20 protein-coding genes and 1 other annotated feature are annotated in these 19,970 nt (G+C 48.7%); of the genes, 19 read left to right on the plus strand and 1 reads right to left on the minus strand.

Going from position 1 to position 19,970, the window contains the following annotated elements; translation table 11 throughout:
* Nucleotides 1-153: 153 nt before the first annotated feature.
* From TTER_RS00920 to leuD, 13 genes are all read left to right on the plus strand, one after another.
* Nucleotides 154-1,443, plus strand: coding sequence for an ABC transporter substrate-binding protein (locus TTER_RS00920; protein WP_012874140.1), 1,290 nt, complete (start codon nt 154-156; stop codon nt 1,441-1,443).
* Between the two features lie 44 nt (nt 1,444-1,487).
* Entirely contained in the window at nt 1,488-2,480 is a 993-nt protein-coding gene (locus TTER_RS00925) for a carbohydrate ABC transporter permease (RefSeq protein WP_012874141.1), read from the plus strand.
* Between the two features lie 4 nt (nt 2,481-2,484).
* The gene (locus TTER_RS00930) at nt 2,485-3,390 is read left to right on the plus strand and encodes a carbohydrate ABC transporter permease (protein ID WP_012874142.1); all 906 of its coding nucleotides are present in this window, start codon (nt 2,485-2,487) and stop codon (nt 3,388-3,390) included.
* Nucleotides 3,391-3,489: 99 nt separating this feature from the next.
* Nucleotides 3,490-3,707: a binding site (T-box leader), on the plus strand.
* 249 nt (nt 3,708-3,956) lie between these two features.
* Nucleotides 3,957-5,687 (plus strand): biosynthetic-type acetolactate synthase large subunit, encoded by a 1,731-nt coding sequence (gene ilvB / locus TTER_RS00935; protein WP_012874143.1) that lies wholly within the window; start codon nt 3,957-3,959, stop codon nt 5,685-5,687.
* Nucleotides 5,684-6,208, plus strand: coding sequence for an acetolactate synthase small subunit (gene ilvN, locus TTER_RS00940; RefSeq protein ID WP_012874144.1), 525 nt, complete (start codon nt 5,684-5,686; stop codon nt 6,206-6,208). Before ilvB ends, ilvN begins: the two co-directional genes overlap by 4 nt.
* Entirely contained in the window at nt 6,183-7,238 is a 1,056-nt protein-coding gene (ilvC, locus tag TTER_RS00945) for a ketol-acid reductoisomerase (RefSeq protein ID WP_277422775.1), read from the plus strand. Before ilvN ends, ilvC begins: the two co-directional genes overlap by 26 nt.
* 35 nt (nt 7,239-7,273) lie before the next feature.
* Nucleotides 7,274-7,417, plus strand: coding sequence for a hypothetical protein (locus TTER_RS15705; RefSeq protein ID WP_012874146.1), 144 nt, complete (start codon nt 7,274-7,276; stop codon nt 7,415-7,417).
* Nucleotides 7,418-7,426: 9 nt separating this feature from the next.
* Complete coding sequence (locus TTER_RS00950) at nt 7,427-8,608, plus strand: 2-isopropylmalate synthase (RefSeq protein WP_012874147.1); 1,182 nt, start codon at nt 7,427-7,429, stop codon at nt 8,606-8,608.
* A gap of 25 nt (nt 8,609-8,633) precedes the next feature.
* Nucleotides 8,634-9,602: a branched-chain amino acid transaminase gene (locus TTER_RS00955; protein WP_012874148.1), complete on the plus strand. Its 969-nt coding sequence runs from the start codon at nt 8,634-8,636 to the stop codon at nt 9,600-9,602.
* A gap of 62 nt (nt 9,603-9,664) precedes the next feature.
* A complete protein-coding gene (gene leuB / locus TTER_RS00960) occupies nt 9,665-10,786 on the plus strand; it encodes a 3-isopropylmalate dehydrogenase (protein WP_012874149.1) in 1,122 nt (373 codons plus the stop codon).
* Nucleotides 10,787-10,809: 23 nt separating this feature from the next.
* Entirely contained in the window at nt 10,810-12,408 is a 1,599-nt protein-coding gene (gene cimA / locus TTER_RS00965; RefSeq protein WP_012874150.1) for a citramalate synthase, read from the plus strand.
* 31 nt (nt 12,409-12,439) lie between these two features.
* Nucleotides 12,440-13,849, plus strand: a complete 1,410-nt coding sequence (gene leuC, locus TTER_RS00970) for a 3-isopropylmalate dehydratase large subunit (RefSeq protein ID WP_012874151.1) — start codon at nt 12,440-12,442, stop codon at nt 13,847-13,849.
* Between the two features lie 3 nt (nt 13,850-13,852).
* Nucleotides 13,853-14,446 carry a 3-isopropylmalate dehydratase small subunit gene (gene leuD / locus TTER_RS00975; RefSeq protein WP_012874152.1) on the plus strand — a complete coding sequence of 198 codons (594 nt, stop codon included), beginning with the start codon at nt 13,853-13,855 and terminating at the stop codon, nt 14,444-14,446.
* A 77-nt stretch (nt 14,447-14,523) separates the two neighbouring features.
* Here the strand turns inward: leuD and ilvD are convergent, their stop codons facing one another.
* Complete coding sequence (gene ilvD, locus TTER_RS00980; RefSeq protein ID WP_012874153.1) at nt 14,524-16,224, minus strand: dihydroxy-acid dehydratase; 1,701 nt, start codon at nt 16,222-16,224, stop codon at nt 14,524-14,526.
* A 161-nt stretch (nt 16,225-16,385) separates the two neighbouring features.
* On the opposite strand from ilvD, the gene TTER_RS00985 reads away from it, so the two are divergent.
* The 6 genes from TTER_RS00985 (at nt 16,386) to TTER_RS01010 (ending at nt 19,963) form a co-directional block, all read left to right on the plus strand.
* Complete coding sequence (locus tag TTER_RS00985) at nt 16,386-16,904, plus strand: hypothetical protein (RefSeq protein WP_012874154.1); 519 nt, start codon at nt 16,386-16,388, stop codon at nt 16,902-16,904.
* A 1-nt stretch (nt 16,905) separates the two neighbouring features.
* Entirely contained in the window at nt 16,906-17,400 is a 495-nt protein-coding gene (locus tag TTER_RS00990) for a DUF421 domain-containing protein (protein WP_012874155.1), read from the plus strand.
* 20 nt (nt 17,401-17,420) lie between these two features.
* Complete coding sequence (locus tag TTER_RS00995) at nt 17,421-17,756, plus strand: cupin domain-containing protein (protein ID WP_012874156.1); 336 nt, start codon at nt 17,421-17,423, stop codon at nt 17,754-17,756.
* Nucleotides 17,757-17,758: 2 nt separating this feature from the next.
* Nucleotides 17,759-17,944, plus strand: a complete 186-nt coding sequence (locus TTER_RS16310) for a C2H2-type zinc finger protein (protein ID WP_012874157.1) — start codon at nt 17,759-17,761, stop codon at nt 17,942-17,944.
* A gap of 82 nt (nt 17,945-18,026) precedes the next feature.
* Nucleotides 18,027-19,001, plus strand: coding sequence for an acetylxylan esterase (locus TTER_RS01005; protein WP_012874158.1), 975 nt, complete (start codon nt 18,027-18,029; stop codon nt 18,999-19,001).
* A gap of 17 nt (nt 19,002-19,018) precedes the next feature.
* Nucleotides 19,019-19,963: an LLM class flavin-dependent oxidoreductase gene (locus tag TTER_RS01010; protein WP_012874159.1), complete on the plus strand. Its 945-nt coding sequence runs from the start codon at nt 19,019-19,021 to the stop codon at nt 19,961-19,963.
* Nucleotides 19,964-19,970: the final 7 nt, after the last annotated feature.

Below are 19,970 nucleotides of genomic sequence, written 5' to 3' on the forward strand. Positions count from 1 at the left end.
TAGATTCCTTCTAAAACCCTTTCATATCCGTACACTGTGGCATAAAGAGTGCTAGGCCCCTTGTGGCCTCTGTTCAAAGACCGCTTCACCTTTTTTGCCTTTACATCTAATAGTTCGCAACAACTGAAAAACAAAGTGGAAGGAGGCGCAATTATGTTATGTAGGTTCAAGTTGCACTTGTTCCTGGTACTCGCACTTGTTGTCACAGCTTGCGGTGGCGGTGGAACAGCAAGCACTCCGCAACAGGGAAGCTCGGGCAACCAAGGGAAGGTGACTATTAGGCTATCAACCTGGGCGGGTGTAGATGAGTCCAAGGAACTCCAGGCCATCATAGACAAACTCAACTCCAAATCCAATACCTACAAGATAGTACATGAGCCCCAGCCAGCAGATTACTACACAAAGCTACAAACGACTATAAGCGGAGGTAAAGGTCCAGATCTGATGTGGCTCTCTCAGGAATACGTTCCTGGGTATGCTGAGCGGGGCGCGCTCATGGATCTCACTCAATGTGTGCAGGAGCACAGTGATAAGCCAGCTGCCAAGCTGGATGACTATTTCGAGAGCATACTTGACGTCGGCAAGTTCGAGGGCAAGCTGTACGCACTACCCTGGATATCTCAGCCCGTAGTGCTTTACTACAACCCTAAGTTGTTCAAAGAAGCTGGTGTGGAAGAACCTAACGAGAACTGGACATGGGACGACTTCAAGGCAGCGGCAGCCAAGCTAACAAATCCCAAGAAGGGGATATATGGGACAGCTTTCAACGGTTGGCCGCCTATCCAGATGTTTATATGGCAGGCTGGCGGGGACGTAATAAGCGAGGATCTGAAGCATTCTCCAATAGACTCTCCAGAGGCCATACAGGCGGAGAAGTTCTACCAAGAGATAGTGTATAACCCCAAGTATGCAGCGCCCGAGAACATAATAGCCGAACAAGGATTCGCAGATCTCGCCAAGAATGGCAAGGTGGCGATGTTCTTCGGTGGAGCTGCAGATGATCTAGATTACGCTCATGCGAAAGATCCAAAGTTTGCTGAGATGAAAGCAGCCCTAGTTCCTAAGGGTCCCAAGAGCAGGACTACATTCGCCTGGACTGGGCTAATGGCCATCAATGCCAAGACAGCTAATCCTGAAGCTGCTTGCCAAGCTTTGCTTGACCTAACTGACGGTATCCATCACTGGAAGGTACTAGCGCCCAGGAAGTCCTTGGCTAATAAGGAAACAATAATTCAAGCTGTGCCTGAAAAAGCTAAATCGGCCGATGTAATAATCAAAGCAGCACAGGATATGAGAACGTTCAGGGTAGTTCCGCAACAGTCCGAGTGGGATACCACTTTCTCAGAAAAGTTCCTCGACCCGCTCTTCCACAGGAAAGGCACTCCCGAGGAGCTGGCTAAGAAAGTCAGGCCTGAGCTCGAGGCCATATTGCAGGGGCCATAACAAACTGACCCCTGCTCACCCAACCAAAGCAAGAGGTGGCAGATATGTTATCCGACTACGCTCGCACTCTAGCGGACTATCTAATTGCCGCAGCACTGATAGGCAGTGCGATGTATCTAACCTATAACATTCTCAGGAAGTTTGGCGTCAAGCCTGAAACAGCTTCTGGATATACGCTGATTGTACCCTGGCTACTGGGGTTCATAATATGGACCGCCTACCCAATTCTGGCATCCCTCTACTACAGCTTTACAGATTTCAACGGTTTGCAACCTCCCAGATGGGTGGGACTGGAAAATTATAAGAACCTTCTGGAGAGAGGTTCTTATTTCTGGCCTTCTCTTAGAATGACACTGCTATACGGAGCTATAAGCCTGCCTATAGGACTCACATTAGCTCTGTTGATAGCGATGGTGCTAGCGCGAGAGGATGTGCGCTTTATAGGTTTCTGGAGAACTATGTTTTATCTACCAGCGGTTATACCTACGGTAGCTACTCTGGTGCTATGGATATGGCTGTTATCGACCAATGGACTGGTCAACCAAATACTGAGTCCAATATACAACCTGATTGGGATGGAGAAGCCCAGTTGGTTTACAGATCCCACCTATGCTCTACCCGGTCTCATAATCATGAGTCTCTGGGGGGTATTTGGCGCCAATACCGTGATCCTGTTAGCAGGTATAAAGAACATCCCTAGAGAGCTCTATGAGGCTGTAGCCATAGATGGCGGAGGGGCTTGGGCTAAGTTCTGGCACGTTACCCTTCCGATGGTGAGTCCAACGCTGTTCTACACGCTGGTATTGGGGATAATAGGCGCAGTCAAGACGTTCGAACCAGGAGTATTCATCAACTTACCCAGAGCCACTGGTACATTCCTACAGGTACTTGTATATCAGTACGCATTCGGCACAAGAGCACTAATGGGGTATGCATCTGCTTTGAGCTGGCTTATGCTTCTGATCATACTTATCCTTACGGCGCTGGTGTTCAGAAGCTCCGCCCTCTGGGTCTACTACGAAGGGGAGAGGAGATAGAACCATGGCGACTACGACAACAGCAAGAACAAGCGCTGCCGAGAAGCCTACGTATCTATATAAAGTACAGAGCCTTGCCGTCAAAGTCCTCGTTTACATGGTTCTGCTACTTGGTTTGTCAATAGTCATCATCCCTATATACTGGATGATTGCAACTTCACTCAAAACCGATACTGCCCTGTTTCTCATACCGCCACAATGGTTTCCTGACCCAATACAATGGAGCAACTATATAGAGGTATGGCAACTAGTTCCACTAGCACGATATTTCGCCAACAGTGTATTCGTCACCTTACTGGCCATATTGGGTGAGATCATTACCTCAGCGCTTGTGGCTTATGGCTTCGCACGCTTTAGGTTTCCTGGTCGAGGAGTGCTCTTTAGCATCATGCTGGCGACCATGATGCTCCCAAGCATCATTACGCTAATACCGTCATTTATCATATGGGCCAGATGGCTAGGAAGATACGACACTTATTCTCCCCTCACCGTTGGATCACTGTTTGCATGGGGACCAGCCTACATTTTCTTGTTGAGGCAATTTTTCCTCACAATACCCAGGGACATAGAAGAGGCAGCCATCATAGATGGAGGGAATTTATTGCAGATATTCGGATACGTAATGTTGCCCTTGGTCAGGCCGGCACTGCTAGCAATTACCATACTCAGCTTCACAGGTAACTGGAACAATTTCCTCTCACCCCTAATCTACCTGAGCACTCCGGAGAAATTTACTCTACCGCTAGGCCTGTATCAGTTCAACAAGTCACTGGCTGGAGGATCCGAAGCTCCCAAATGGAACATGATGATGGCCATGGCTGTGCTCATGACTATACCTATAATAGTTCTCTACTTTAGAGCTCAAAGGTACTTTATAGAAGGAATTACCGTAGGTGCTGTCAAAGGCTAAGATACACAGACACATATTCCCGAGAAAATACGCAGAAAAACGCAGAAACACTTGACAGCCCAGGAGCTGGTGTGTTACATTCTTTTCAGCTTTACAAAAACAAACGCTGCGAAAGGGAGTAGTAGGGAAGAGGAAGCGCTCAGAGAGCCGAGGGTTGGTGTGACTCGGACGCTGTAATCTCCCGAACTCGCCCTGGAGCGGTCGGCCTGAAATCTTAGTAGGGTCGAACGGTTAGCGCCCGTTAGCGCATACGAGTGGTCGTCACTAATAAAGTGGCGGCAACAAGGGTGGTACCACGGGAAGCCCCCGTCCCTTGAGGGACGGGGGCTTCTGGCTTAAGAGCTTTGAAATGCTTGGAATACAGGTACAAACACAAGTTGATATCATCTTCGCCTTGCAGAAGGCTATCCTTAGCCTTCTAGTACTAGGACTTATTGTGCTCCTTAGGGTCGCAAATATCTTGGGAGGCTGACATCAAACACATAAGTCGCTTAGATAAGAAAGCCTCCCAACAAAGGGAGGCTTTCAAGTTATAGGCACCAAATATCTGAAAGGGGACGGAGGACATGGCTATTACAATTGATAAACCCAAGATAGAAGAAACTAAGAAGAAGGAAACTAAGAAGCTTAGTGGCGCCAGGATCATGTGCGAGGCCCTCGTGAACGAGGGAGTAGAAATCATATGGGGTTATCCAGGCGGAGCCATAATGCCGTTCTATGATGTATTGCCTGAGTATCCCTCAATCCATCACGTACTAGTTCGTCACGAACAGGGCGCAGCCCACGCAGCAGATGGCTATGCCAGAGTGACTGGTAAGGTAGGTGTGTGCGTAGCTACATCAGGCCCTGGCGCAACCAATCTTGTAACTGGCTTGGCAACAGCTTACATGGACTCCGTACCCATAGTAGCCATAACTGGACAAGTAGCTAGACCTTTCATAGGTCATGACTCGTTTCAGGAAACCGATATAGTAGGGATAACCTTGCCCATTACCAAGCACAACTTCTTGGTAACATCGGCAGACTCCCTGGGAGAAGTTATCCACGAGGCATTCAGGATAGCTCGTGAAGGCAGGCCGGGCCCAGTGCTCATAGACGTGCCTAAGGACGTGCAGTTCGAGGAGGGGGAGTATACTCCCCCCGAGAAGACCTGGGAGGAGCGCAACTCCGACAACGGCTCTGCATATACAGATGAATATATAAGAGCCGCAAGAATAATCGACTCAGCACAAAGACCACTCATTATGGCAGGGCACGGAATCATCATTTCTAAGGCTTATGATGAACTTCGTGCATTTGCAGAGAAAACCGGCATCCCGGTCATAACCACCCTGCTAGGTCTGAGCGCATTCCCAGAGAACCACCCATTGGCACTAGGAATGCCCGGCATGCATGGCCCTGCTCACGTGAACTTGGCTATAGATGAAGCAGATCTGATTGTAGGTGTAGGATTGAGGTTTGACGATCGAGTAACTGGTAACCTCAAAGAGTTTGCTCCGAACGCGCGATTTATACACATCGACATAGACCCGGCAGAGATAGGAAAGAACATAAAGCCGGAAGTGGGTATAGTCGCCGACGCGAAGGAAGCTCTTGCCAAGCTGACGGAGCTGGTGTCAAAGAAGGAGCATTCCGGCTGGCTTGAAGAGATCAAACGCCGTGAGAAACCGGAGCGCTCTGTTATGAAGACCACCAAGATCAGCCCTTATGATGTCCTGAAGGCGATCAAGAAGGCCACCAATGGCGAAGCTCGTATCGTAACTGACGTGGGGCAACATCAGATGTGGGCGGCTCGCTTCTATGGTTGGGAAAAGCCCAACAGCCACATATCTTCGGGCGGATTGGGAACTATGGGCTATGCGCTTCCGGCTGCCATGGGCGTGAAAGCAGGATGCCCAGAAGATCCGGTATGGGTGGTGGCTGGCGATGGTGGTATCCAGATGAATATCCAAGAGCTGGGTACTATTGTCCAAGAAAACCTGGATATAAAGGTGGCCATCATAAACAATGGCTATCTAGGAATGGTAAGGCAATGGCAAGAGTTCTTCCATAACAGGAATTACTCCGAGACCAGGATATCATCACCCGATTATTCCCTGATAGCCACGGCCTATGGCGCTAAAGGACGCAGGGTCACTCGCAAGGAGGATGTAGAAGCAGCAGTCGAGTGGGCCATGAGTCAACCCGGCTGCGTGATCCTGGACTTTGAGATAGAGCAGGAAGCTAACGTCTATCCAATGGTCCCCTCAGGGGGATCGGTCAAGACCATGATCCTGGACCCGGAGGCAAATGAATGAGTACTCAAGGGAGAACACTCGTAGCGCTGGTACAAGATCATCCTGGAGTCCTAACTCGTATATCTGGACTCTTCCGCAGGAGAAACTTCAACATCGAGAGCTTGGCAGTAGGCCACTCGGAAAAGCCAGGCGTTAGCCGCATGACTATAGTAGTCAACGGAGATGCCTCCGAAGTGGATCAGGTAGTAAAGCAGCTATCCAAACTCATAGAAGTCATCGAAGTCAAAGACATAAGCGAAGGGGCTCCACTCCTGCGAGAGCTAGCCCTGATAAGGGTCGCGGTAGATGGAACCAAGCGAACAGAGGTCACCGAGCTCGCAAAGCTCTTCGGAGCCAAAGTTATAGATATCTCTCATCATTCTATAACCCTGGAGATGACAGGCTCGGAATCTAAGGTAGACTCCTTGGTAAGGCTACTCGAGCCATTTGGAATAACTGAAATGGTGAGGACTGGCAGAGTAGCAATGGCAAGAGACATGGCAGATACATCTTCGGCTGAGAGAAGCGCCATCAGCGCCTAAAAATTTCGATAGAGGGAGATTTATGGCACAAGTTTACTACGATGCAGATGCTGACATAAACGTTATCAAGGATAAGCTCATAGCGATCATTGGCTATGGCAGTCAAGGGCATGCGCACGCTCTAAACCTGCACGATTCTGGTTGCAATGTAATAGTAGGACTACATGAAGGTAGCAAGAGCGCAGAAAAGGCTCGGAACGACGGTTTGGAAGTTAGATCCGTAGCAGAGGCAGCAGAAGCTGCAGATATTATCATGATGCTCATCCCTGACACTATACACAAGAAAGTGTATGAGGAATCCATAGCGCCAGCAATGAGAGCTGGAAAGACGCTGATGTTCGCACATGGTTTCAGCATCCATTACGGACAGGTGAAACCTCCCGCAGAAGTTGATGTAGTCATGGTAGCCCCAAAGAGCCCCGGCCACATTATGCGTAACCTGTTCACTCAGGGAATAGGGGTACCAGCACTGCTGGCTGTATATCAGGATGCTAGTGGTCAGGCCGAACAGACAGGCTTAGCATATGCCAAAGGACTAGGATGTACTAGGGCAGGGGTGCTAAAGACCACATTTAAAGAAGAGACTGAAACTGACCTGTTTGGTGAGCAAACAGTGCTCTGTGGTGGTGTTAGCGCACTGATCAAGGCCGGATTTGAGACTCTAGTAGAAGCGGGCTATCAACCCGAAATAGCTTACTTCGAGTGTCTGAATGAGATGAAGCTCATCGTAGACCTGATCTATCAGGGAGGGCTCAGTTACATGCGATACAGCATAAGCGATACCGCTGAGTACGGGGACTACGTAGCAGGGCCCAGAATAATCGATGAGCATGTCAGAGAAAACATGAAGCAGATCCTAAAGGAGATTCAGGACGGAAGCTTCGCACGAAGATGGATAGAGGAGAACGAGAAGGGTAGACCTGAGTTCGAGAAGATGAGAGAGCAGGACAGGAACCACCTCATCGAGCAAGTAGGGCAGAAGCTTAGGGCAATGATGAGCTGGACACAACCACAACCAGCTAACAGGTAGCAACAAATGTAGTACCGGCCCCAGGAGGCAGGAAAATGACACAGTACAGCTATATGTGGCAGGACGCACAGGAATTCGCAAGCATGATCTGGGCCTCATTAACGGAGACCCAACAGCAGGAAGAGGATCAGGATCAGGAAGCTGAGTGCACGCAAGCTATTGCATGGTGTTACGAATAGGAGGCACAAGTGAGCGAGATAGTAAGAATCTTCGACACAACATTGAGAGATGGGGAACAGTCACCAGGAGTAAACCTTAGCGCTCATGAGAAAGTGCTCATAGCTGAGCAGCTTGTCAGACTTGGGGTGGATATCATAGAAGCTGGCTTTCCCATATCCTCTCCCGGAGACCTCGAGGCCGTACGCCAGGTAGCCAACACAGTCAAGGGTGTGGTAGTAGCAGCCCTGGCCAGAGCTAACAAGGCGGATATAGACGCCGCTTGGGAGGCTGTAAAGGGAGCAGAGCAGCCGATGATCCATACATTTATATCCACCTCTGACCTACACATTCACTATAAGCTGCGCAAGACAAGAGATGAGGTGCTCGAAGCAGCCGAACAAGCGGTAAGATACGCTAAGCAGTTCACAGAAGAGGTCGAGTTCTCAGCTGAAGATGCCTCCAGAACAGATCCTGACTACCTCTGCAAGGTGTACGAAGTTGCTATCAACGCGGGTGCTACAGTAATAAATGTGCCCGATACCGTAGGTTACGCTGAGCCAAACGAGTTCTCGGCACTGATTCGTACCCTCTACGAAAGAGTTCCCAATATCCACAAAGCCGTCGTAAGCGTCCACTGCCACGATGACCTGGGTCTGGCTACCGCGAACACCTTGGCAGCTATTCGCGAAGGTGTTGGACAAGTAGAAGTGACTATAAATGGCATCGGAGAGAGAGCAGGTAATACCTCTCTTGAGGAGGTGGTGATGGCGCTGGCAACGAAGCCGGCAGCCTTCAACAACAGGAAAACGCGTATCAATACTCGTGAGCTAGTACCTACTAGCAAGCTTGTCAGTCAGCTAACCGGCATGGTAGTGCAGCCCAACAAGGCTATAGTGGGAGCCAACGCCTTCGCTCATGAGGCAGGTATACACCAGGATGGCGTGCTCAAAAACCCGCTGACATACGAAATCATGACACCAGAATCAGTCGGTTGGCAAAACAGCAAGATCGTTTTGGGTAAGCATTCCGGTAGGCATGGCTTTGCATCCAGGCTATCGGAAATGGGTATACAACTGAGCCCAGAGGAGCTGGATATCGCTTACAACCAGTTCAAGCGCCTAACAGACGAGCGCAAGCATATAACAGATGATGATCTAGTAAATCTTATAAAGAGCGTTAGAGCCAGCAGGCAAGAAGTTAGCATAACTTAGGTTTGACCACCTGGAGGACAAAGAGTTGACGGTCAAAGCAGAACAAAAACCTAAACCAATACCTACCGACCTTGAGACGAACTGGTGCTATTTCAAAGGGGAGATCATGCCTTTGGCTGACGCCAAGGTGAGCGTAGCTACCCATGCCTTAAACTATGGCACAGCATGCTTTGAAGGGATAAGAGCCTACTGGAATGACAACCAGCAGCAGATGTATGTGCTCAAGATGAGGGAGCACTACCAGAGATTCCTCCGTAACTGTGGCCTCATCAAAATTAAGCTAAACCAAACAGTGGAAGATCTTTGCAATATCACACTCGAAGTTTTACGCAAGAACCAATACAAGCAGGATGTATATATCCGACCTCTAGCCTTTAAGGCTACGCCCACCATCAAGCTTATGCTCAGTGGGCTGGAAGACGAAGTAACTATATACACCTTCCCTATGGGGAACTACGTAGATATATCGTCCGGGCTAAACGTCAGTATCTCTTCGTGGCAGAGAATCAATGATAATGCCATACCGGCTAGAGGCAAGATATGTGGCGCTTATGTAAACAGCGCACTGGCCGTAGATGATGCTTTGCAAGCTGGCTTCGATGAAGCCATATTCCTTACTAAAGATGGTAACGTGTCTGAAGGCAGCTCTTGTAACCTCTTTATCATTAGAGGTAAGGAGCTTATAACTCCGGCAGTCACTGAAGACATACTGGAGGGCATAACGCGTGCCGCCATTATTGAGCTGGTCAGCGCAGAAGAAGATCTGGGGTTGAGAGTAATTGAGAGACCGATCGATCGGTCAGAACTTTATCAGGCAGACGAAGTCTTCTTCTGCGGCACAGGAGTACAGGTATCGCCTGTTACACGTATAGATGACAGAGCTATAGGTAATGGCACTCCAGGTAAATTCACCTTGGAGATTCAAAAGCGTTACTTTGCCGCTGCCCGGGGAGACAATGACAAGTATATGCACTGGGTCACGCCAGTTTACTAAAACTTACACCTTCCCTATTTGCTAATCTAGATCAAAACATAAATGCAAATCGGAGTTGAAAGTTGAGCAAAGCTTATAACATAGCAGTTCTGCCAGGAGACGGAATAGGACAAGAAGTCGTGCCCGAAGCTGTCAGAGTTCTTAAGGCCATAGCTGATATATATGGGCATAGTTTCCAGTTTGAGGAGATGCTCGTAGGTGGCGCAGCCATAGACGCGTATGGCACACCGTTAAGAGACGAAGATCTAGAGAAGTGCAAGCAGGCAGATGCAGTATTGTTTGGGGCAAACGGTGGCCCTAAGTGGGATAACCCTAAAGCAGAGGTTAGGCCCGAGCAGGCATTACTCTGGCTTAGAAAAGGCTTGGAACTGTTCGCCAACCTGCGCCCAGTAAAAGTCACTGACTCTATGCTCGACGCTTCTCCACTCAAGCCCGAGCTGGTAAAGGGGGTAGACTTAGTCGTCGTCAGAGAGCTAACCGGCGGCATATACTTTGGCCAGCCATCCAAAAGATGGGAGGAAAACGGCCAGAGACATGCTGTGGATACCCTCTACTACAGCGAAGAGGAAATACGGCGCGTCGTACGTACAGCATGCGACATAGCCATGAGCAGACGTAAGAAGGTTACCAGCGTCGACAAAGCAAACGTACTATCCAGTTCCAGGTTGTGGCGAGAAGTAGCCACTGAGGTAGCCCAGGAATACCCAGAGATAGAGATGGAGCACATATTAGTAGATGCAATGACTATGCATATAATGCGAGCTCCCAAGAGCTTCGATGTAATAGTAACCGAGAATATGTTTGGCGACATCCTTACGGACGAGGCTGCCATGCTTACTGGCTCTATAGGGCTGCTGCCATCTGCAAGCTTGGGAGCAAGAGTCAAGGAAAATGGGATACGCCCAGGGCTCTACGAACCTATCCACGGCTCCGCTCCAGACATAGCTGGGAAAGGCATAGCCAATCCGACAGCTACCATTCTCAGCGCTGCCCTAATGCTCAGATACTCGTTTGGTCTTGAAAATGAGGCCTCATCTATAGAACAGGCTGTATCCAAGGCATTGTCGGAAGGCAAGGCAACAGCAGACATCGTACGTGATGGCAAAGCACTCTCAACCCGAGAGATGACCGACGTAATAATCAACTACATCTACGAGAACTCCAAGTCTACTACGGGAGTATAAGCCTCTTTGAAGGAGATCCAGAATTGAGACAGATAAAGATCTATGACACTACTTTAAGAGATGGCTCTCAAATGGAGGGGATTTCCTTCTCTGTCGAGGACAAGCTGAAGTTGACAAGGCGCCTCGACGAGCTTGGAGTTCATTACATTGAGGGGGGCTGGCCAGGTTCCAATCCTAAGGACGCCGAATACTTTGAGAGGATGAAGAACATTCCTCTCAAGAATGCTAAGCTGGCAGCTTTCGGCTCAACGCGAAGAGCATACGCATCCGTTGAGGAAGACCTGAACCTGAGGATGCTGATCGAAGCTGGCACTCCAGTCATAACTCTGGTAGGCAAGAGTTGGGACATGCAGGTACACGTGGTGCTAGGTTGCTCGTTAGAAGAGAACCTAGCTATGATCAAAGATTCCATAGCATTCTGTAAGTCCTACGGCAAGGAAGTATTCTTTGATGCAGAGCACTTCTTTGACGGATACAAGAATAATCCTGACTACGCTATGCGATGTATACACGCGGCTATAGAGGCTGGGGCGGATGCTGTAGTGCTGTGCGATACCAACGGGGGTAGAATGCCCGAGGAGATAGCGCAGGCCGTTGAGAAGGTCGTAGAAGAGACGAGAGCAATAGCAGCGACAAGGCCCTTTGACGTCGGCATACACACCCACAACGACTCTGAATTGGCAGTAGCCAACACCTTGATAGCCGTGCAAAAAGGCGCTACCCAGGTCCAAGGGACTATAAATGGCTATGGTGAGCGTATAGGCAATGCTAACCTCTGCTCGATAATAGCCAATCTGGAACTGAAATACGGTTACCACACTATTGGCCGAGAAAAGGTAAAGGAGCTTACGTCTGTCTCAAGGTACTTCGCTGAAGTAGCTAACATGGCTCATGACGAAAGACTACCCTATGTTGGGGCAAAAGCCTTTACACATAAAGCTGGGCTGCATGTCAACGCTGTAGCCAAATCGGCTGAGACTTACGAACACCTACCACCTGAGCTAGTCGGAAACACCAGGCGAGTAACTATATCCGAGCTGGGTGGTAGATCCAACGTACTCATGAAGATGGCTCAGTTCGGACTGGAGGCGCATACCTCCTCGGAACAGGTAAGACAGGTGCTCGAAGAGGTAAAAAGGCTTGAAAAAGAGGGTTTTCAATTCGAAGATGCTGAAGCCTCATTCGAACTGCTGGTTCTTCGAGCACAGCCAGACTATGAACCACCATTTAGGCTACTGGATTTCATGGTCGTATCCGAGAGCCGTAATGGCGGCGAGTTTCTGTCCGAGGCAACTGTGAAGATCAAGGTAGGTAACGAAGTGATGCACACAGCGGCAGATGGGGACGGCCCTGTAAATGCCTTGGACAGGGCTATGCGCAAGGCACTTGCGCCATTCTATCCAGAACTTGATCCAGTACACCTTACGGACTATAAGGTACGAGTATTGGATAACGAATCTGGAACTGCTGCTACAGTACGCGTATGGATCCAGTCCACTGACGGTAAGAGCACTTGGAATACCGTTGGTTCTTCAACCAACATTATTGAAGCTAGCTGGTTGGCGCTTGCTGATAGCTTGGAGTATCCACTCCGATCAATCAGCAAGCGTAGGCTAAGATAATCAAAATCATCTTCTGGAATCGGGGGACGCTATGGCACCAAGGACACTTGCAGAGAAGGTTTGGGAAGATCACGTAGTACGTAGATCACCAGGAGAGCCTGACCTGCTTTATATTGATCTGCATCTCGTGCATGAAGTTACATCTCCTCAGGCATTCGAAGGGCTAAGGCTCGCAGGGCGTAAAGTCCGTAGGCCAGATCTAACTCTGGCTACGATGGACCATAATGTACCTACGACCGGCCTTCAGTTTGGAATAACAGATCCTATTTCTAGAGCTCAGGTAGAGGCTCTGAAGAAAAACTGTGCAGATTTTGGAATCAGATTATTTGGGATGGGAGACCCCAGACAAGGCATAGTCCACGTCATAGGTCCTGAACAGGGACTGACACAGCCTGGAATGACCATAGTTTGTGGAGATAGCCACACTTCCACACACGGAGCTTTTGGCGCACTAGCTTTTGGAATCGGGACCAGCGAAGTTGAACACGTACTGGCTACACAATGTCTCTGGCAGCGAAAACCTAAGATGATGGCCATAGAAGTAAACGGAGAGCTGCCTATAGGTGTTACCGCTAAGGATATTATCCTTGGCATCATCGAGAAAATCGGCGTAGATGGTGGTAATGGCCACATAATCGAGTATAGAGGCGATACCATCCGCTCACTCTCGATGGAACAGAGAATGACCATATGCAACATGTCCATAGAGGCCGGTGCGAGAGCAGGAATGATAGCGCCTGATGATACCACTTTCAAATACATTGAAGGGAGACCCCATGCCCCCAAAGGCAAAGCATGGGAGAAGGCGCTCGAGTATTGGCAATCCCTGCCTACGGATGAGGGAGCCCAGTTCGATAAAGTGGTGAAGCTGGATGCAAGCCAGCTTGAGCCGTACGTGACATGGGGTACAAACCCAGGACAGTCGGTGAAGATCACTGGGAGAGTACCCGACCCCAGCGAAGCTAAGACGCCTGCAGAGAGGGAAGCTATGGAGCGGGCACTTAAGTACATGGGGCTTGAGCCTGGCACCCCCATGACAGAGATCAAGATAGATACTGTCTTCATAGGCTCTTGTACCAATGCACGTATAGAAGATTTAAGGGCTGCAGCTAAGATCCTTAATGGACGCAAGGTGGCTAAAGGCGTGCGTGCAATGGTTGTACCCGGCTCCATGCAAGTCAAGGCTCAAGCTGAAAGAGAAGGACTTGACAAGATATTCAAAGAAGCTGGGTTCGAGTGGAGAGATTCTGGATGCTCAATGTGTCTTGGTATGAACCCAGACATACTGGAGCCTGGCAAGAGAAGCGCATCCACCTCCAACCGAAACTTCGAGGGAAGACAGGGACCGGGTGGTAGAACCCACCTTATGTCTCCGATTATGGCTGCAGCTGCAGCTGTTGCCGGCCACCTGGTTGATGTGCGCGAATGGGAGGTTAAATAACCGATGAAAGCTATCAACAAAGTAGAGGGCATAGTAGCACCCCTCGACAGACCTAACATAGATACCGACCAAATAATGCCTAAGCAGTTCCTGAAGAGAATCGAGCGTACAGGCTTCGGTCCATTCACATTCTATGACTGGAGAAAAGAGCCTGACTTTATTCTGAATCGACCAGAGTACCAGAACGCTAAGATATTAGCCACTGGACCGAACTTTGGATGTGGTTCATCCAGGGAACATGCTCCCTGGGGACTACAGGATATGGGGTTTGATGTGATTATAGCTCCAAGCTTCGCGGATATATTCCGAAACAACTGCACCAAGATTGGTCTACTATGCGTAGAGCTTCCTGAAGATCAGGTCAGGGAGATTATAAAACTTGCTCTAGATAATCCGGGAATAACTGGCAAGGTAGACATGGAGGCTCAGACCGTCGAGGTTGGAACCCTGAGGGCCAACTTCAATATAGATCCATTTGTCAAGCATAGACTTCTCAACGGGCTGGATGATATAGGGCTAACTCTGCAGCATGTAGCTGATATAGATGCTTACGAGGCAAGAAGACCCGAGTTCAAGCCTGTTACTATATTGAGCTAACCTTGAATTTATAACTAAACCTAGTCCGAACATGAGGCAGGGGAGATATATCTCCCCTGCCTCATTATGTGAGGAGTCTAGAGAAAGGCTTTGGTTACAGCACCCTCGGAGGCTGAAGATACTAGAGCCGCATACTTGGCAAACACACCAGATGTGTAACGAGGGGCAGGTGCTTTCCACTCCTGCATTCTAGCCGTGATCACCTCTTGAGGTAGGTCTACCTCCAGTTTCTTATTATCAAGGTCTATGGTTACTATATCTCCCTCTCGTAGGGCAGCTATAGGACCACCTACTGCAGCCTCAGGAGAAACGTGTCCCACCATCAGTCCACGAGTAGCCCCACTAAACCTTCCATCAGTAAGGAGTGCTACCGAATCTCCAAGGCCTTCACCTACTATCGCGCTAGTGACACCTAGCATCTCCCTCATCCCAGGACCACCTTTTGGCCCTTCATATCTAATCACTACAACATCTCCAGGATTTATCTGCTTGTTGATTACTGCATCCATGGCATCTTCTTCACAGTCGAATACTCTCGCTGGGCCCTTATGATATGTCCTACCACTCGCAGCTATCTTTACCACTGCGCCTTCAGGTGCGAGATTGCCCTTGAGTATCACTAGCCCGCCCACTGGACTCTTAGGATTATCAAGGCTCAATATAACTTGCTGGCCAGGTTTCCTCTCCTGAACGTTTGCGACTTCCTCGGCAAGTGTTCTGCCTGTGGGTGTTAGCTGACTACCATCTATCTTACCGCCTTCGATAAGCCTCTTCAGTATCAACTCTATACCACCAGCTTCATAGACATCGACCGCTGTGTACTTACCAGACGGCCTCAAGTCAGTGATAACTGGAGTATTCTCACTTATCTCATTGAAGTCATCTATAGTCAACTCTACTCCTGCCTCTCGCGCTATAGCCAACAGGTGTAGTACTGCATTGGTAGACCCTCCAGTTCCGGTAGCAGCAGCGATGCCGTTAAGGAAAGCTTGCCTGGTGAGTATATCGCTCGGCTTTAGTCCTCTCTTGAGTTGATCAACCACCAATTTACCTGCTTCGTAGCAAATCCTCTTCTTATCCGGATGAGGTTGAGGGGTAGATCCAGACCCAACAGGGGCTATACCCAGGGCTTCTATAACTGTAGCCATAGTATTGGCAGTGTATTGCCCTCCACAGGCACCAATACCTGGGCAAGCTACCTTTTCAAGCTCGGTAAGTTCTTCATCCGTAATCTTGCCAGCTGCCGCCGCACCTATGGCCTCATAAACATCCTGGATGTTCACATCTCTACCCTTGTATTTGCCTGGATAGATAGTACCTGTATAAATAAGAAAACCCGGTATATCCAACCTCGCTAGGGCCATAGCTCCAGCTGGGATTGTTTTATCACAAGCCACAAGGATGACCATGGCATCAAACATATGCCCTCGCCCCACCAGTTCTATGGAGTCGGCAATCACCTCACGGCTTATCAAGGAGGCCTTCATACCTTCAGTGCCCATAGTGATACCATCGCTTATAGCGACGGTGTTTACCTCTACAGGCACAGCTCCGGCATCTCTAATCCCTCGCTTGACATGTTCTGCGAGCTCTCTATGACCATAGTTACAGGGCATTGTCTCTATCCAGCAGTGTGCTACTCCTATAACGGGCTTATGGAAATCCTCGTCGGTCCATCCTATGGCCCGTAGCATGGATCTGGCACCTGCCCTCTCACGCCCCTCAACTATGGTTCTGCTTTTGTGCCTAGGATCAAATCCAGTCGATGCGTCGCTCATATGCAGCCTCCGAAGATCTTAGAAATTTGAGGTACAGGTTTATTGTACAAGTTTTACTCTATTTGAGGACTAAAAGTCTAAACTTCACACTCCCCAACTTCTACATGATGCAAACTAGACAGGCAGAGACTATGATCTATCAAAAAGGATATTCAGCGTCTATGAGTTCTCCGCCTGATGGTATAGAGCTGTCTCATTGGGAAGAGCGCAGAAGTATACATAGTCGTGCTAATCCGACCCCGCTGATTATACTCTCATTGATCATAATAGTAAGCTTATCTGGAATATTAGGCCCTATGCGCCACAGAGCGACGTCTCAAAACAACACTTCGGTGCTGGAGATCGAAGGTCCAAGGTTCATACGCACAGGAGAGATCTTTGAGATGAGGATACACATAACTCCAAGAACGGAGTTGAAGAACACTGTGCTAAGTGTATCTGCGGATTTATGGAAGGATATGACCATAAACACAATGTCTCCAGCTCCACAGGAGGAGTCCTCCGAAAATGGCAACTTTAGATTTTTGTTCGGCAACCTCAGCAGTAATAAAGAGTTCCTAGTAAAAGTAGACTTGCAAATAAACCCCAGCTTGAGGGGGCAAAACCATGGCACTATCAGATTGCTTAGCAACGGTGCAGAAATCAACAGAGTTGACTACTCCATAATGGTGTGGCCGTAAGATGGACATAGTCATTAGAGCAACAGTTATATTCTGGGGACTTTATATTCTCATAAGGCTACTTGGGAAAAGAGAGCTTGCACAGATGACTCCCTTTGAACTTATAGTGCTGGTCGTGATGGGAGATCTTATACAGCAGGGCATAACTCACAACGATTTCTCACTAACCGGGGCGCTTATAGCCATTACGACATTCGGCTTTTGGGCAGCAAGCATCTCCTGGGCAACATATCTATCTAGAAGGTTCGAGCAATTCTTTGATGGTAAGCCTATAGTTATAGTCAGAGACGGTCGATATATAGAACCTAACATGCGAAATGCCAGGGTGACGCGATCAGAGGTAGAGTCCGAGATGAGGTTAGCCGGTATAGCTAACATATCCAACGTGGCGTGGGCCATAATAGAACCTAAAGGCAGAATAAGCTTCATACAAAGCCAGGGCGATCAACAGTCACAACAAAGCCAGTCAGAAGAGGACATGGCAGGTACAATGTGACAGTCAACAGGAGGTGTCTCATGAACAGCAACCCCAAAGTCACTAGGTGGCCAGGCGATACCCCTCCAACAGACGAGCAGATACAACAGATTATGAGAAGGGAAAACCTCCCATTTTATACTTGGTCGAATTCTCCTGGCGACGTATATGCTCCGCACTCTCATTCTTACCACAAGGTATTGTATGTGGCTAAAGGTTCCATAACATTTGGTTTTCCAGAAACACAAACCAAGATCGAGATGCATCCAGGTGATAGACTCGATCTACCCCCAGGCATCGTACATGATGCGATCGTTGGGTCTGAGGGAGTAGTATGCATTGAGGGCCACAGATACGATACCGGTAAGGAGAGCTAGGCATGCAGCAGGACCATAAGTATAAATGCGACGTCTGTCACTCCATGTTCCGCACACTCGAAGAACTTGAAGAGCACGGACGACAAGCTCATGAGGTCTCTAGTCCAGACTATCCCTGCCCTACCTGCAATAAGAAGTTTGCAACCCTAGAGGAACTAGAGAAGCATCGCAAGAACTACCATCCGTAAATCTCTCTAGCAGTCCATCCATACTTTCTGATAACCTGCTGACAGTAGATGCTGTCATAACCTTATTATGGAGGAGTTGGGCATGCCCTTCTTTGATCTGTCACTAGATGAGCTACAGAAATACTTACCACCACGACAAGAACCTTCAGACTTTGACAATTTTTGGAATAACACCCTCCAAGAAGCCAGAGCTATTCCCATCAACGCCAGGTTTGAGCCTATAGATTTTGGTCTGCGCAATGTAGAGACTTATGATGTCACTTTCAAAGGTTATGGTGGTCAGGATATCAAAGGGTGGCTGCTAAAGCCCAAAGGGCAAAATGGAAAGATCCCGTGTGTTGTGGAATTTATAGGTTATGGTGGAGGACGAGGATTCCCTATAGACTGGCTAACGTGGAGCAGCGCAGGGTATATCCATCTAGTAATGGACACCAGAGGGCAAGGCAGCAGTTTCCTAAAGGGTGATACTCCAGACGATCCAGACGCTGCTATTGATCCCCAGTTTCCAGGATTTATGACAAGAGGAATCCTTAGCCCTACAACATACTACTACCGTAGAGTATTCACCGACGCTGTCAGAGCAGTAGAGGTCGCAAAGCAATACCCAGACGTAGACTCAGATAAGATCATAGTCACAGGCGGAAGCCAGGGCGGAGGTATAACGCTCGCGGTTGCGGGGCTAGTGCCAGACGTGTTTGCTGCGATGCCTGATGTTCCATTCCTATGCCACTATCGAAGAGCTACTGAGATCACAGACTCAGCACCCTACATAGAGATCTCAAAGTACTGCGCGGTACACAGAGACAAAGTCGATCAGGTATTTAGCACACTATCTTACTTCGATGGAGTCAACTTTGCAGCAAGAGCAAAATGTCCTGCACTGTTCTCGGTTGGCCTAATGGATGAGGTCTGTCCACCGTCCACTGTATTTGCTGCTTATAACCATTATGCTGGCCCTAAAGAGATCAGGGTCTATACATACAACCACCACGAAGGTGGAGGCAATTATCAGACTCTAGAGAAGATTAAGTTTCTACACAATTTGCTTGACGAATAAAAGCAGGAGTGAGCGACTTGAATGTTATAGGGTTCGGATGGAGATTCCCAGATTTTCCTACAGATGGTAGTAGCTTCTCTGATTTCACTCAGCAGATACGTGAAAACCTAGATGTACTGGTTAGCTACAACTACGACAGTGCCTGGGTTGCAGACCATTTTATTCCCTGGCCTGATTGGCAGGAAGAAGATACGCCCACTATAGAATGTCTTACTACGATCTCCTATTACTCAGCGTTATACCCTCAGATCAAGTGGGGATCCACCGTATTCTGTCAATCTTACAGAAACCCAGCGGCGCTAGCTAAGGCCTTCGCACAACTCTGTGCACTCAATCCAGGAAAATACATATTCGGCATAGGAGCGGGCTGGAAAGAGAAGGAATACATTGAATACAATTTTCCTTTTCCTAAACCATCAGTCAGGATAACCCAAATGGCGGAAGCTATACAGATTGCCAAGCTATTGTGGACGCAATCTAATGCAACTTTTGAGGGCAAACATTACAGAATACATGAGGCTACGGTCAACCCTAAGCCTGACCCGCTGCCACCAATTATGGTAGGTGGAGCTGGAGAGAAACTCTCTATGAGAGTAGCTGCTCAGTACGCAGACTGGTGGAACCTATCTGGGGGGAGTATAGAAACCTTCAGGCATAAACTCGAGGTGCTACGAAGACACTGTGAGGATGTTGGAAGGAGTTACGACAGTATAGTAAAGAGCTGGTCAAGCTCCTGTGTGGCTGTAGCAGACAGCTCGAGCCAGGCAGAGAGAATAGCCAGAAGCAGCCCCTTCTACAGCGAAGACAGCGCGATCTTTGGTACTCCCGATGAAGTGGCTAGGCAGGTGGAAGCACGCATATCATCCGGAGTGCAGCACTTTCAGCTAAGATTTGCAGATTTTCCAAGCACCAGAAGCATGGAACTCTTTGGTAGGGAAGTTATACCTCGCTTCCTACCATAAAATTACT

Origin of the sequence: Thermobaculum terrenum ATCC BAA-798 (assembly GCF_000025005.1) — a bacterium.
GTDB lineage: Bacteria > Chloroflexota > Chloroflexia > Thermobaculales > Thermobaculaceae > Thermobaculum > Thermobaculum terrenum.

Coding starts and splice junctions, on each gene's coding strand:
- TTER_RS00930 (WP_012874142.1), top strand. CDS start 2,485: ATGGCGACTACGACAACAGCAAGAACAAGCGCTGCCGAGAAGCCTACG.
- leuD (WP_012874152.1), top strand. CDS start 13,853: ATGAAAGCTATCAACAAAGTAGAGGGCATAGTAGCACCCCTCGACAGA.
- TTER_RS01005 (WP_012874158.1), top strand. CDS start 18,027: ATGCCCTTCTTTGATCTGTCACTAGATGAGCTACAGAAATACTTACCA.
- TTER_RS00985 (WP_012874154.1), top strand. CDS start 16,386: ATGAGTTCTCCGCCTGATGGTATAGAGCTGTCTCATTGGGAAGAGCGC.
- leuC (WP_012874151.1), top strand. CDS start 12,440: ATGGCACCAAGGACACTTGCAGAGAAGGTTTGGGAAGATCACGTAGTA.
- TTER_RS16310 (WP_012874157.1), top strand. CDS start 17,759: ATGCAGCAGGACCATAAGTATAAATGCGACGTCTGTCACTCCATGTTC.
- ilvD (WP_012874153.1), bottom strand. CDS start 16,224: ATGAGCGACGCATCGACTGGATTTGATCCTAGGCACAAAAGCAGAACC.
- TTER_RS00920 (WP_012874140.1), top strand. CDS start 154: ATGTTATGTAGGTTCAAGTTGCACTTGTTCCTGGTACTCGCACTTGTT.
- ilvB (WP_012874143.1), top strand. CDS start 3,957: ATGGCTATTACAATTGATAAACCCAAGATAGAAGAAACTAAGAAGAAG.
- TTER_RS00995 (WP_012874156.1), top strand. CDS start 17,421: ATGAACAGCAACCCCAAAGTCACTAGGTGGCCAGGCGATACCCCTCCA.
- TTER_RS00925 (WP_012874141.1), top strand. CDS start 1,488: ATGTTATCCGACTACGCTCGCACTCTAGCGGACTATCTAATTGCCGCA.
- TTER_RS15705 (WP_012874146.1), top strand. CDS start 7,274: ATGACACAGTACAGCTATATGTGGCAGGACGCACAGGAATTCGCAAGC.
- ilvN (WP_012874144.1), top strand. CDS start 5,684: ATGAGTACTCAAGGGAGAACACTCGTAGCGCTGGTACAAGATCATCCT.
- TTER_RS00990 (WP_012874155.1), top strand. CDS start 16,906: ATGGACATAGTCATTAGAGCAACAGTTATATTCTGGGGACTTTATATT.